At 59.9% G+C, this 13,440-nt stretch carries 11 protein-coding genes; 7 read left to right on the top strand and 4 right to left on the bottom strand.

Annotated features, from left to right (window positions below; translation table 11 throughout):
- The first annotated feature begins 40 nt into the window (after positions 1–40).
- Both BM036_RS00925 and BM036_RS00920 read left to right on the top strand, forming a co-directional pair.
- On the top strand, positions 41–760 hold the full coding sequence (locus BM036_RS00925; RefSeq protein ID WP_091848353.1) for an ABC transporter ATP-binding protein: 720 nt from the start codon (positions 41–43) through the stop codon (positions 758–760).
- Entirely contained in the window at positions 760–3,246 is a 2,487-nt protein-coding gene (locus BM036_RS00920) for an ABC transporter permease (RefSeq protein ID WP_091848352.1), read from the top strand. Before BM036_RS00925 ends, BM036_RS00920 begins: the two co-directional genes overlap by 1 nt.
- A 48-nt stretch (positions 3,247–3,294) precedes the next feature.
- Here BM036_RS00920 and BM036_RS00915 read toward each other — a convergent pair whose 3' ends face one another.
- The 4 genes from BM036_RS00915 to BM036_RS00900 form a co-directional block, all read right to left on the bottom strand.
- Complete coding sequence (locus tag BM036_RS00915; RefSeq protein WP_091848351.1) at positions 3,295–4,080, bottom strand: substrate-binding periplasmic protein; 786 nt, start codon at positions 4,078–4,080, stop codon at positions 3,295–3,297.
- 201 nt (positions 4,081–4,281) lie between these two features.
- Entirely contained in the window at positions 4,282–5,466 is a 1,185-nt protein-coding gene (locus BM036_RS00910) for an iron-containing alcohol dehydrogenase (RefSeq protein ID WP_091848350.1), read from the bottom strand.
- Positions 5,463–6,023: an SCP2 sterol-binding domain-containing protein gene (locus tag BM036_RS00905; RefSeq protein ID WP_091848349.1), complete on the bottom strand. Its 561-nt coding sequence runs from the start codon at positions 6,021–6,023 to the stop codon at positions 5,463–5,465. The genes BM036_RS00910 and BM036_RS00905 overlap by 4 nt, the downstream gene beginning before the upstream one ends.
- Before the next feature lie 130 nt (positions 6,024–6,153).
- The gene (locus BM036_RS00900) at positions 6,154–7,443 is read right to left on the bottom strand and encodes a M48 family metalloprotease (protein WP_413774361.1); all 1,290 of its coding nucleotides are present in this window, start codon (positions 7,441–7,443) and stop codon (positions 6,154–6,156) included.
- A gap of 177 nt (positions 7,444–7,620) precedes the next feature.
- On the opposite strand from BM036_RS00900, the gene BM036_RS00895 reads away from it, so the two are divergent.
- From BM036_RS00895 to katG, 5 genes are all read left to right on the top strand, one after another.
- Positions 7,621–8,091 carry a PaaI family thioesterase gene (locus BM036_RS00895; protein WP_091848348.1) on the top strand — a complete coding sequence of 157 codons (471 nt, stop codon included), beginning with the start codon at positions 7,621–7,623 and terminating at the stop codon, positions 8,089–8,091.
- Complete coding sequence (locus BM036_RS00890; RefSeq protein ID WP_091848347.1) at positions 8,088–8,522, top strand: PaaI family thioesterase; 435 nt, start codon at positions 8,088–8,090, stop codon at positions 8,520–8,522. The genes BM036_RS00895 and BM036_RS00890 overlap by 4 nt, the downstream gene beginning before the upstream one ends.
- 130 nt (positions 8,523–8,652) lie before the next feature.
- Entirely contained in the window at positions 8,653–10,545 is a 1,893-nt protein-coding gene (gene htpG / locus BM036_RS00885) for a molecular chaperone HtpG (RefSeq protein WP_091848346.1), read from the top strand.
- 6 nt (positions 10,546–10,551) lie between these two features.
- Positions 10,552–10,770: a DUF2835 domain-containing protein gene (locus BM036_RS00880; RefSeq protein WP_091848345.1), complete on the top strand. Its 219-nt coding sequence runs from the start codon at positions 10,552–10,554 to the stop codon at positions 10,768–10,770.
- Between the two features lie 374 nt (positions 10,771–11,144).
- Complete coding sequence (katG, locus tag BM036_RS00875; protein ID WP_091848344.1) at positions 11,145–13,319, top strand: catalase/peroxidase HPI; 2,175 nt, start codon at positions 11,145–11,147, stop codon at positions 13,317–13,319.
- Positions 13,320–13,440: the final 121 nt, after the last annotated feature.

Genomic DNA, 13,440 nt, shown 5'->3' with positions numbered 1-13,440 from the left:
AGGTAGAGTGGCAAATACTGAATCAGTTCCCGGAGCATACGTGACAGACCTTTCCAGCGGACCCCGACAGACTTCCGAAGCCATTCTCACAGTAACCGACCTGACTCAGCGGGTAGACCTGGGCAGAGATACGCTCACCATCCTGCAAGGGGTCAGTCTTGAAATCAAGCGTGGAGAATCCGTAGCCATTGTGGGGCGCTCAGGGTCTGGAAAGACCACGTTGCTGGGCCTGCTGGCAGGGCTGGATACGCCCACCGAAGGTGAAGTGGTGCTGGAAGGCAAGGCCATCAGCCGACTGAGTGAAGATGAGCGGGCCGCGTTGCGGGCCCGGCGTGTTGGCTTCGTGTTTCAGTCGTTCCAGTTGCTGCCCGCACTCACTGCGCTGGAAAACGTGATGCTGCCGCTGGAACTGGCGGACTTCCCGGACCCGCAAGCCCGGGCCCGGGAGTTGCTTGGGCGTGTCGGGCTTGGTGATCGCCTGACTCATACCCCGCGCCAGCTTTCCGGGGGTGAGCAACAGCGGGTGGCCATTGCCAGGGCGTTCGCCTGTGAGCCGGTGATCCTGTTTGCGGATGAGCCCACCGGCAACCTGGATAACCAGACCGGCCAGGAGATCCAGGAGTTGCTGATGGCCCTGAACCGGGAGCAGGGCACTACCCTGGTGATGGTGACCCACGATGAAACCCTCGCGGCCCGTTGTCAGCGCCGCCTGACCATTGAGGCCGGACACTTGGAAGCCGCCCGTGAGGAGACCGCCTGATGTCGGCCAGCCAGAAACTGGGTTCCGTCAAGAGGGACTGGCGCCAGCGTGACGTCAAGGTGGTGCTCAGTGCCCTGATCATTGCGGTGGCCACCGTTGCGATCATTGCCCTGTTCGCCAGCCAGCTTCAACGCACGCTGATTACGTCTGCCAGTTCCTTCCTGGCGGCGGACCGCCAGCTCGAGGCCGAGCACGGCAAGCCCATTCCTGCCGAATGGCGGGAAGAAGCCCGGAACCGGGGACTGCAAACTGCCCGTATGGTGGAATTTTCAACCATGCTGAGCGGCGGCGAACGTTTCCAGCTGGTGTCTATCAAGGCAGTCAGCGATGAGTATCCTCTGCGGGGGAAGATTGAATTCCAGCAGGATGCCGACAGTGACCGGCAGTTGCTCGGGCAGGGCCCACGTCCCGGGGAGGCCTGGCTGAATCCCCGCCTGGTGCGACTGCTGGAGATTGATGTTGGTGACACCGTCGAGGTGGGTAACCTTGAACTTACCGTATCCGGCCTGCTGGTCCGTGAGCCGGATGGGGGCTTTAACCTTGGCGGACTGGCCCCCCGGGTGATGATGCACGCGGACGACGTGGATGCTACCGGTGTCATCCAGGAAGGCAGCCGTGTCGAGTACGTCAACCTGTTTGCCGGTGAAGAAGCTGCACTCGATGGCTTCTACCAGTGGCTCCAGCCACGGCTGGAACCCTCCCACGAATGGGAAAGTATCCGGGATGGCGAAGCCCTCTCCGAGTCCCTCCAGCGGGCGGAGCGATTCCTGCTGCTGGGGGGCAGTATTGCGGTTCTGCTGGCATCGGTGGCAGTGGCGGTGGCCAGTCGTCAGTTTGCCGTCGGCCAGCGGGACACTGTCGCCCTGCTCAAGACGCTTGGCCTGTCCAGCCGACGCATCGGCCATATGTACCTGGTGCGCCTGTCTGTCTGGGGCCTGGCTGGCATGGCCGGAGGGTTGCTGGTGGCGCTCCCTGTCTATGGCTTTCTCAACAATCTGATGGCCAGGGTGCTGGAGCAGGAGATTCCGTTCACGGTGGATCTGCCATCCCTGATGCCCGCCCTGGCCACGGCGGTCGTTTCACTGTTTGCGTTTGCGTATCCCCCGATTCGTCGCCTGCGCCATGTGCCTGCGATGCGGGTGCTGCGCAGTCAGCCCGGTGAGGCAGACAGTCGCGCCTGGAGCGATATCGCCATTGCCGTAGTGGCCATTTTCGGCCTGGTATGGCTGTACGCCCGTGAAGTGATGCTGGTAGTGGCACTGATTGGCGGGCTGGTGGCGTTACTGGGCACCCTGGCCCTGCTGGGCTGGTTGTTGCTGCTCGCCCTGCGCCGTGTCACCGGTGGCGGCAACGCCTGGCGCCTGGCGCTGGTTGGCCTTTACCGGCATCGCCGCGCAAGCCTGTCACAGATTGCCGTGTTCGCCATGACGCTGATGCTGGCCAGTACGCTGATCCTGGTGCGTTCCTCCCTGCTAGCGGACTGGCAGGCACAGTTGCCGGAGCAAACCCCTAACCATTTCCTGATCAATATTGCCCCGTCGACTGTGGATGAGGTTGACGCCTTCTGGCGTGAGCAGGGGCAGGGCCTGGATACCCTCTATCCCATGGTCCGGGGACGCCTGACCGAGATAAACGGCCAACCGGTGAGGCAGGTGGTCAGCAAGGATGACAGCGTGAACGCCCTTAACCGTGAGCTGAATCTTACCTGGATGGAAAGCCTGCCGGAGGATAATCGGATTGTTGCGGGCGACTGGTTCGGGAGTGATCAGACGGAAGGGGTTTCCGTCGAAGCGGAACTGGCGGCTGAACTGGGCGTTGACGTTGGCGATGTGCTTGGATTTACCATCGGCTCGGAAACCATCGCCGAACCAATAACCAGTATCCGCACGGTGCAATGGGAGAGTATGAAGCCCAACTTCTACATGGCATTTCCCCCTGGCGGCGCACTGGAAGGGTTGCCTGCTACCTGGATTACCAGTTTTTACCTGCCGGAGGACCGAAAGGACGCCCTTAACGAATTCACCCGCGAGTTCCCGACGGTTTCCCTGCTGGAAGTCGATCACATCATCGAGCGAATACAGGCAATCGTGGGGCAGGTAACCCAGGCCATTGAAGCGATACTGGCGTTGATCCTGGCGGCTTCCCTCGTCGTCATGGCAGCTGTGGTCAGTGCCACGCTGCAGGACCGGCAACGGGAGGGCGCCCTGTTGCGGACTCTGGGAGGTCGCCAGTCGTTGCTGGTAAACAGCACCATGCTGGAATTCGGCCTGGCGGGTTTGCTGGCAGGGATACTGGGCGTACTGGCGGCGGAAAGTGCAGTGTGGGCCCTGCAGTACCGGATGTTTGGCGGCGAATTCCGGTGGCACTGGCAGGTGGCGCTGCCCATCCCGCTGATCAGCGGGTTCGTACTGGCACTGCTGGGCCGATGGCAATTGCGGCCCGTGTTGCAGGTCAGCCCGATGCTGCTGTTACGACGGCTGGAATGACGACCGGGATGCGCCCGCCGTCGGACGAACCGTGGCGGGTGCATTGGCTCAGCGGTACTGGTTGAGGATCTGCTCCAGCTCGCCACTGGCTTTCATTTCGGCCAGCTCTTTGTTGAAGGCTTCGGCAAACGATGCCCAGTCCTGGCGGAGCATCAGGCGGTAACCATAATCGCTGAGTGCCTGGTCGCTATGGCGAAATCGTCCCTGCCAGTTATTCTGACGAATAATCCACTGGCCCACGGCCAGGTCGGCGATTGTCGCGTCCAGGCGCCGTCCATGGAGCAGGTAGGTGAAGATGTCCCGGTCGTCAGACACCTCGTACCGCCCAATAATGCCGCTTTCAAACAGCGGCTCCAGTTCAGGGTAATGGTAGCCGAGCGGTGTCACCAGGGTGACATCCTTGAGTTTTTCCAGACCGTCGAACCGGAAGTCAGATTCAACCGGTGTAAAGAAGACTTCCCGGATGGATACGATGGCATCGGTGAACAGGAAATCCCCCGGCGTTTCCGTCCATTCCCTGGCCCTGGGTGTCGCATCAATGTAGCCATCCTGCAGCATGGCATCTACGCGCTTGCGTGGAATTTCATGGGGCTTGAGGTGGTAACCGAGGCGCTCGGAGATCCGGCTGACCACCTCATAGGCGATACCACCATAACGGTCTTCACCAAGGTGAATCAGGTAGGGGGGGTAGCCGCTGGTAGACACGTTGAAGTTGAGGGTCGGGTTCTCGCCGTTCAACGGTTCGGACGAAGTCACCGGTTCACTGGCATTGGCCACGGTGGACGCGAGGGGAATGACAGCCGTGGCCAGCCAGCGCAGAAGGGGATGGAGCATGGTTAAGATACCCTGTTAATGCTGTTTCACACGGTATGGATGTCGCGCCAAAACCGCAGGGTTGAGACTCAATGCCCAGTGAGCAAAAAGGGCATCCGATCCGTCTGCCTGTCCTGTAAGCGTTTTCTGATTCCTTGTTAGCTTGCAAAGATTGTTACCCGTTTCGTTCTGCTATTCAACCCTCAAAAAGTCGGAACTGCTTCATCCCCATGCCTTATCGAGTATTGACCGGACTTCTTTGAGGCTGGCCTCCCGCGGGTTGTAGATAATGGATCCATCATCCAGCGCCTGGCGGGCGATGGCATCCAGCTGGTCTTCTTTTAGCTTGCCGGTCTCCCGCAGGGTTCTGGGCAGTTCACAACGGTGGTGCAATTCGTCCCTGAGGTGACGGATGGCAGAGATGGTGGCCTCTGCGCGACGGGACGCGGGAGTGGCTGACCAGACTTCCGGACCCTCCAGGTAAAGCAGGAGCTCTGCCAGCGGCTCACGTATGTCTTCCAGGTTGTATTCAAGTACGTATGGCAGGTAGAGGCTCATGCAGAGACCGTGGGGAAGGTGACAGATTGCGCCAGTGGCATGGCCAAGGGAGTGGACCAGGCCCACCATGGAGTTGGAGAACGCAATACCCGCCATGGTCGAGGCTTCCGCCAGGTCCAGCCGACCCTTGGCGTCGTCAGGGTTGTCCATAACCGCCAGTAATGAACGACCGATTTTCCTGATCGCGGCCGTCGCATAGGCGTCGCTGAGAGGGTTCTTGGCCAGGCAGGTGTAGGCTTCCGTGGCATGGGTCAAGGCATCCATGGCGGTCGCTGCCGTGATGTGGGGCGGCAGGGTCAGGGTCATTCTCGGGTCGATGATCGCGGCATTGGGCAGCAGGAATGACGACGTGAAGGGCAGCTTCACTGACCGCTCGGTGTCGGCAATCACGGCTACAGAGGTGACCTCCGAGCCCGTGCCAGCGGTTGTCGGAATCACAAAGAAGGGACGCAGGGGCCGGGTCAGGACACCTGCACCGCTGTACGCGGCGATGTCATCACCGCCCTCGGAGACCAGGATATTTACGGCCTTCGCGGTATCGATGGAAGACCCACCTCCGATCGCGATAATGGCGTCGCATTGTTGCTGCCGGTAGAGGTTGGCGATATCCCGGACGATCGTGGTGGAGGAATCCGGCGGCACTTCATCGTAGATGGCCGCGATGGTGACCGCGCTCTCTTCACAGGCAGCGATGACCGGATCCAGCAGGCCAGCGGCCCTTACGCCTGCATCGGTGATGATCATGGGGCGGACAGACGCGATGCCGGTCAGCTCGTAGGGCAGGTGCTCCAGTGCGGCTTCACCGGCGATGACCTTTACCGGGCAGAAGAACTCGTAATAGCGACTCATTGTGACAGGCCCTCTTTGCGTAAATCGCGGATCATCGAAAAAGCCACCCGGCGATACACACCGATGGCTCCGGGTACCTTTTCCAGCAGGCCAAGTTCGGACGGGTATTCCTTAACCGCCCTGCGGGCAACAAGCCTTGGCAGGATGATCGCTTCCAGGCGATTGAGAATCCGGGTCATGCGTACTGCCAGGGCAATGTCACCGTCCACCACCATCCGGTCGTTGGCAAAGGCCTCCACCGTTTTTTCCTGGAAGGAAAGCACCAGGAACGCATGGGCAAGGTGCTTGAAGCGGATGGACAGGTCCACGGGGCCCTGGTAATGGCTGCCCAGGTAGCGAAGAGAACCGCCCCCGGTGTGTTCAACCGCCAGCGAGGGGCCGGCAGGTAATACCGTCATCTGGAATACCAGGCCTTCGGGCAACGCTGAGGCCTCATCGATAACCGTCTTGTCGAAGCGGGAGATGGCCTCCAGGGCATGGCCCATGAAGCGGAACATCATGCCGACATACTGTCGGCGCGCGCGACGCGCGGTTGAGCGGGAGAAGCTTTCCAACATGGGCAACACCTTCGTGGGCAGGCCAGGAATACTGAGTTTCAGGGGGATTGCCCAGCCAAGTCAATGCCGGATGGCGGGAAGGGAGACACGTGACCGAAGGGCAGGGAGCTGCCCTTCGGTATGCAGGGGGTTACCTGAGGTTTGACAGCTTGCGTTTTGCTTCTTCAGCCAGTTCGCCATCCGTCTTGGCGACTTCGTTGTAATAGGCTGCCGCCTTGTTACGGTCACCCTGCCGGGCCGCAATGTCCCCCAGCCTCAGATAGGCAATGGAGGTGGGAACCACTTGCGCAGACGCCTCCAGGTCGGTCCTGGCGCCCTGCAGGTTACCCTTATCCAGCCGGTCAAGGCCTCGGTACAGGCGATAGCTGAACATCTCCGGGTAGAGCTCGACGGCTTTGTCAAAATCCGCTTCGGCCTTGTCCGGGTTGTTCATGGCGTCATACAGACGGGCCCGGGTGGCAAAGAACGCCGCCTCGCGGGGTGCTTGCTTGAGGGCCTGGTTCACCTTGTCCAGCGCCGCCTGGTACTTCTTCTCACCGGCGAGCTTGAGGGCTTCATCGTGCAGGTCGTAGGCCGGCTGCAGGCGCTTTGCTTCGGCGATCATCTGCTGGTACCTGTCCCGGTTTCGGGTACCTCCAGTGCCCAGCTCCCGGGCCATTCGCCGGTTCTCGTCAACCCGTCGCTGTGACGGCGGGTGAGTAGCGAACAGACCTTGCAGGAAGCTGGACGAGCGGCCCTCGGACAGTTCAAGGAACAGCTCCTGTAGTTCCACCGCTGCCTGGGGGTCATAGCCGGCTTCCACCATGTATTCGATACCGTAACGGTCAGATTCCAGCTCGTGGGACTGGCTGTACTGGGCCAGGGCCAGCTGGCTACCGACGGCGGCGCCGCCCATGATCAGGCCACCCCATTCGTTATCACCCAGTGCCAGGCCCAGCCCCGCCATACCGGCGCTCAGCAGCATGCCCTGTTGCATACGCTGAACACTGTGGCGGGCAGCGGCGTGGACGATCTCGTGGCCAAGGACGGATGCGAGCTGGGCTTCATCCTCCAGCTTCACCAGCAGCCCGCGGTTGATGGCAATCTTGCCGCCCGGGAGCGCCCACGCATTGGGCACACTGCTGTTCAGTACGGCGAATTCGTAGGGCAGGTCAGGTCGGTCACTGACCTGTGCCATCTTGTTGCCCACTTCCTGGACATAGACTGTGAGCTCCGGGTCCAGGTAGAACCGTCCACCCTGGGTCTGGATGGTGGGGGTGTAATTTTCCTGACCGAGCTGACGTTCCTCGTTCTCGCCGATCAGTGACAGCTGGGACTCACCGGTAACCGGGTTGGTGGCGCAGCCGCTGGTCAGAACAACCAGTGCCGTCGCAGCAGAGATAATGGCTGCCCTGGCCCTGGTCAAAGACAGTTTGCTCACGTAGGTCTCCTTGCCTGTTGTTTGAGATGTGTGCCCAGAGTGTCCCTCAAGAACACCCTGGTATAATAGCTGAATCTGTTGCTTCAGGTAGTCCTCCAGCAATCGGGGTGTCGCCGCTGAACCCATCGATTAAATGGGGTATGATCCGCCCGTTTTTCGCCCGACGACAGGATCGCTATGACCGATAAAGTGCTTATGGACCGGGTCGACCGGTTCATCAACATCCTTAACCAGGCCCGTGACCTGGGGCTGACCGTTGCGGATGCCGACGCAGGGCAGTTGACCCTGTGCCTGCCCTACAGCGAAAAAATCATCGGTAACCCGGAAACCGGCGTGATTCACGGGGGGGCCATTACCACGCTGATGGACACCACCTCGGGCTCTGTCATGATCTGCGCACTGGACGAGTTCGAACTGTGTCCCACGCTGGACCTGCGCGTCGATTACATGCGTCCCGCCGAGCCGGGCAAGCCGGTCTACGCCCGGGCAGAAATCCGCAAGATGACCCGAAACATCGTGTTTACCCGCTGTGAAGCCTTCCAGGACGATGGCGAGATCGTGGCCACCTGTGTGGGCACCTTCATGCGTATCGGCAAGGATGCCACACCCAAGGCGTACCGCGACATGATCATGGGGGTGGACCAGTGACTACTGCAGATATTCTTCGCGAAACCCAGCAGACCGGTGACTTTACCCGGCTCCTGGAGAGCATCCCCTACGCCGGTTACATTGGTCTGCAGTGCGACCGGTTCGGCGATGACCTGATCTTCCGTCTGCCCCGCAAGGACTCCAACCTGGGCAACCCCATGCTGCCGGCCATCCACGGCGGTGTGATCGGCGGCTTCATGGAAGTTTCCGCGGCCATTTACCTGATGATGTCCCAGGACACCTTCCGTATGCCCAAGATCGTGGATTTCTCCCTCGATTACCTGCGTGCGGGACTGGACCGTGAAACCTACGCAGAGTGTCACCTGACCCGCCAGGGTAACCGGGTGGCCAATGTGATGATCAGCGCCTGGCAGAAATCCCGTAACGAACCCATCGCGACGGCACGGGCGCATTTCCTGCTGGAAAAGTGAGTCCTTTCTGGGGCTTGAAATGGCCCTCGATATCCCCAAATTAACTCCACACCATGAATCAGCCACACCGGCCGGTTGTTATCGGCCGGTGTGGGACGTTTGTCAGACATTGAGCAGGAGATACCGCGCCATGACGGTTGATACCGGTAAAGAAACCCTGGGTTTTCAGACCGAGGTGAAGCAGCTGCTTCACCTGATGATTCACTCCCTCTATTCCAACAAGGAAATCTTCCTGCGAGAGCTGATCTCCAACGCCTCGGATGCGGAAGACAAGCTGCGCTTCGCCGCCCTCAAGGACGACAGCCTGTACGAGGATGATCCGGAGCTGAAAATTCGCCTGGACTATGACGCTGATGCAGGCACCGTCACCCTGACTGACAACGGCATCGGCATGTCCCGGGACGATGTAATCGAGAACCTGGGCACCATCGCCAAGTCCGGAACCGCCGAGTTCCTGAAACAGCTGTCCGGTGACGAGAAGAAGGACAGCAAGCTGATTGGCCAGTTCGGGGTTGGCTTCTATTCAGCATTTATCGTGGCCGACAAGGTGGAGGTCTATACCCGCCGCGCCGGCGCACCCAAGGCCGAAGGCGTGCACTGGGAGTCCCTCGGTGATGGTGAATTCTCCATCGAGAACCTTGAACTGGACAACCGTGGTACCCGAATCGTCCTCCACCTGAAAAAGGACGAGAAGGAGTTTGCGGACGGCTGGCGCCTGCGCAGCCTGGTCAAGAAGTACTCGGACCATATCTCCTTCCCGGTGGTCATGAAGTCCGAATCGGAAGACGAGGACAAGAAGGGCGAGGACGAAACCGTCAACGACGCCACCGCCCTGTGGACCCTGCCCCGTACCGAGATCAAGGACGAGGAGTACAAAGAGTTCTACAAGCACATCGCCCATGACTTCGAGGACCCGCTCACCTGGTCTCACAACAAGGTGGAAGGCAAGCTGGACTACACCAGCCTGCTGTACATCCCCAAGCGTGCACCGTTTGACCTCTATAACCGGGAAGCGCCCCGCGGGCTGAAGCTGTACGTACAGCGCGTGTTCATCATGGACGACGCCGAGCAGTTCCTGCCGCTGTACCTGCGCTTTGCCAAGGGTGTGATCGACTCAAACGACCTGTCCCTGAACGTCTCCCGGGAGATCCTGCAGAACGACAGCACCGTGGAGTCCATCCGCAGTGCCATGACCAAGCGCGTACTGGACATGCTGTCCAAGCTCGCCAAAAAGCAGCCCGAAGACTACCAGGGCTTCTGGAACGAGTTCGGCACAGTCCTCAAGGAAGGCCCGGCGGAGGACTTCAGCAACCGGGAGAAGATTGCCGGCCTGCTGCGGTTTGCCTCGACCCACACCGGCGAGAGCGCCCAGAATGTCTCCCTCGACGACTACATCGGCCGTATGAAAGACGGCCAGAACAAGGTCTATTACATCACCGGCGACAGCTTCCAGGCAGCCAGCAGCAGCCCGCACCTGGAAGTCTTCCGCAAGAAAGGCATCGAGGTGCTGATCCTTTCCGATCGCATCGACGAGTGGATGATGGGTTACCTCAGCGAGTACGACGGCAAGCAGTTCCAGGACGTCGCCCGTGGTGACCTGGACCTGGGCGAAGTCGAGACCGAGGAGGACAAGAAACACCAGGAAGAAGCCGCCAAGGAGCACAAGGACCTGCTCGAGCGGATCAAGACCGCCCTGAGCGACCAGGTGCAGGAGGTACGCGTGACCAACCGGCTGACCGATTCACCGGCCTGCCTGGTGGTCGGGCAGTTCGATATGGGCGCCCAGATGAAGAAGATCATGGAAGCTGCCGGCCAGAAAGTGCCGGAAAGCAAACCCATCTTCGAAATCAACGTGGACCACCCGCTGGTACAGCGATTGGAAACCGAGCAGGGCGAAGAGCGCTTCAAGGAGCTGTCCGCTGTCCTGTTCGACCAGGCCACCCTGGCCAGCGGCGAACAGCTGAAGGATCCGGGTGCCTACGTCAGCCGCCTTAACCGGTTGCTGCTGGAGCTGTCGAACTGATCTGCCATGCAGCAAATTATTGTGGACATCCAGATCAGCCCGGACGAGTGGATCAAGCTCTACCAGGGCGTTGCCACCGATGTCCACACCACGGCCCGGGACGGACGATCTGTCCGTTTCCCGGCCCGTATCCTCTCCCGCTTCTTCCTCCGCGATGGTATCCGCGGCAGCTTCCGTATCCTCTTCGACGACGCCGGCAAGTTCCTGTCCATCGAACGGTTATAGTCTTCTGACCTGACCATTGCGGGTCAAACATAACCACCTGTCCGTCAATCGATAGTAAAAAACTTTCAAAAAAGTTCTTTTAATTAATTGTAGCCAGGCCTGCTCCCCGGCGTACAGTGACCCTGTCGCTGATAACGCAGGAGTTGCCCTATGTCAGTGTTGACCGATTTCACGCAGTTAGCATGGAAAGAGACGCTCGCAATCCTTGCTGAATACTACGGCGACTATGCCAGCGCTCAATGCCCCGCTGGCCATAGCGATTCGCTATCCAGACGTTAGGAAAGTTTCAAGCAGGGGCGATCAGCTTGACCTATGTTAAGTGATGCCCCTCAACAACGTGTCCCTTGCCCAAGTGGTAAACACAGGAGTGAACGATGAGTCAGAATAACAGTACAGGTGGAAAGTGCCCGGTCATGCACGGAGCCAACACCGCCAGCAGTCAGAGCGTGACCGGCTGGTGGCCTGAATCCATTAACCTCGACATCCTCCATCAACACGACATCAAAACCAACCCGATGGATGAAGGCTTCGACTATCGGGAAGAAGTGCGCAAACTGGACTTCGACGCCATCAAGCAGGATCTGCATGCACTGATGACAGACAGCCAGGACTGGTGGCCAGCAGACTGGGGTCACTACGGTGGCCTGATGATTCGTATGGCCTGGCACTCTGCCGGTACCTACCGTATGGCCGATGGCCGCGGTGGCGGTGGCACCGGTAACCAGCGGTTTGCCCCGATCGCTTCCTGGCCGGATAACGCCAGCCTCGACAAGGCCCGACGCCTGCTGTGGCCGGTCAAGAAGAAGTACGGCAACAAGATCAGCTGGGCGGACTTGATGATCCTGGCCGGCAACATTGCCTATGAGTCCATGGGCTTGAAAACCTACGGTTTCTCCTTTGGCCGTGAAGATATCTGGCATCCGGAGAAAGACATCTACTGGGGTGCCGAAAAAGAGTGGCTGGCTCCCTCCGATGAGCGTTACGGCGACATCGAGAAGCCGGATACCATGGAAAACCCGCTGGCAGCGGTGCAGATGGGGCTTATCTATGTAAACCCGGAAGGCGTTAACGGCCAGCCCGACCCCATGAAGACCGCTGCCCAGGTGCGTGAAACCTTCGCCCGTATGGCCATGGACGACGAAGAAACCGCTGCCCTGACGGTGGGTGGCCATACTGTGGGTAAATGTCACGGTAATGGTGATGCTGGTGCACTGGGGGCCGAGCCAGAAGGCGCGGATATCGTCGGCCAGGGCTTCGGCTGGGATAACCCCAATATGCAGGGCAGGGCGTCCAACGCCGTCACGTCGGGCATTGAAGGCGCCTGGACCAAGGAGCCCACCAAGTTCGACATGGGCTATTTTGACATGCTGCTGGACCATGAGTGGGAGCTGAAGAAGAGCCCTGCCGGTGCCTGGCAGTGGGAGCCGGTGGACATCAAGGAAGAGGACAAGCCGGTGGATGCCACCGACCCGTCCATTCGCCACAACCCGATCATGACCGACGCCGATATGGGCATGAAGGTGGATCCGACCTACCGCAAGATCCTCGAGGACTTCCGCAAGGATCCGCAGCGGTTCCAGGACGCCTTTGCCCGTGCCTGGTTCAAGCTGACCCACCGTGACCTGGGGCCCAAGTCCCGTTACATCGGCCCGGAAGTGCCGGATGAAGACCTGATCTGGCAGGACCCGATCCCGGCCGGCCCCACGGACTACATCGAGGAAGTGGTCAAAGAGAAGATCGCCGATGCCGGCCTGTCCATCAGTGACATGGTCAGCACCGCCTGGGACAGCGCCCGGACCTACCGTGCCTCCGACATGCGCGGTGGTGCCAACGGTGCGCGTATCCGCCTTGCACCCCAGAAGGACTGGGACGGTAACGAGCCGGAGCGCCTGGCCAGGGTGCTGAAGGTGTATGAGCAGATCTCTGCCGACACCGGGGCCAGCATTGCCGATGTGATCGTACTCGGCGGCAGTGTTGGTATCGAGAAAGCTGCGAAGGCGGCTGGATACGACGTGCACGTACCCTTCCTGAAAGGTCGCGGTGATGCTACCGACGACATGACCGATGCGGCTTCCTTCGATGTGCTGGAGCCGGTGGCCGACGGTTTCCGTAACTGGCAGAAGAAGGACTACGTGGTCAAACCCGAAGAGCTGCTGCTGGATCGTGCCCAGCTGATGGGCCTGACCGCCGCACAGATGACCGTTCTGATCGGTGGTATGCGGGTATTGGGTACCAACCACGGTGGCAGCAAGCACGGTGTATTCACCGACCGGGAAGGCCAGCTGACGAACGACTTCTTCGTGAACCTGACCGATATGGCCTACAGCTGGAAGTCCGCCGGTGACAATCTCTATGAGGTTCGTGACCGCAAGACTGACCAGAAAAAGTGGACCGCTACCCGGGTCGACCTGGTATTCGGCTCTCACTCCATCCTGCGGTCGTACGCCGAGGTGTATGCCCAGGACGACAACCACGAGAAGTTCGTTCGTGACTTCGTCTCAGCCTGGGCCAAGGTCATGAACAATGACCGGTTCGACGTACAGGCCTGATACGCCAGTAGTGTCGTAAAAAGTCAGCCGGGCACCCTGATTTCAGGGTGTCCGGCTACCATCTTCCCCGCATATTCCTTACAATCCGCCCCGCCTGATTTTTGATCAGCTGAACCCTGAC

Source organism: Marinobacter segnicrescens (assembly GCF_900111555.1).
In the GTDB taxonomy this organism is placed as follows: Bacteria; Pseudomonadota; Gammaproteobacteria; order Pseudomonadales; family Oleiphilaceae; genus Marinobacter; species Marinobacter segnicrescens.
The sequence above is the reverse complement of the archived record's forward strand: the minus strand, read 5'-3'. Positions and strand labels throughout refer to the sequence as shown.

Bases quoted from the DNA above. Each gene is read 5' to 3' on its own strand.
- BM036_RS00905 (WP_091848349.1), bottom strand. From the start codon at position 6,023: ATGTTGGAAAGCTTCTCCCGCTCAACCGCGCGTCGCGCGCGCCGACAG.
- BM036_RS00915 (WP_091848351.1), bottom strand. From the start codon at position 4,080: ATGCTCCATCCCCTTCTGCGCTGGCTGGCCACGGCTGTCATTCCCCTC.
- BM036_RS00910 (WP_091848350.1), bottom strand. From the start codon at position 5,466: ATGAGTCGCTATTACGAGTTCTTCTGCCCGGTAAAGGTCATCGCCGGT.
- BM036_RS00895 (WP_091848348.1), top strand. From the start codon at position 7,621: ATGACCGATAAAGTGCTTATGGACCGGGTCGACCGGTTCATCAACATC.
- katG (WP_091848344.1), top strand. From the start codon at position 11,145: ATGAGTCAGAATAACAGTACAGGTGGAAAGTGCCCGGTCATGCACGGA.
- BM036_RS00920 (WP_091848352.1), top strand. From the start codon at position 760: ATGTCGGCCAGCCAGAAACTGGGTTCCGTCAAGAGGGACTGGCGCCAG.
- BM036_RS00880 (WP_091848345.1), top strand. From the start codon at position 10,552: ATGCAGCAAATTATTGTGGACATCCAGATCAGCCCGGACGAGTGGATC.
- htpG (WP_091848346.1), top strand. From the start codon at position 8,653: ATGACGGTTGATACCGGTAAAGAAACCCTGGGTTTTCAGACCGAGGTG.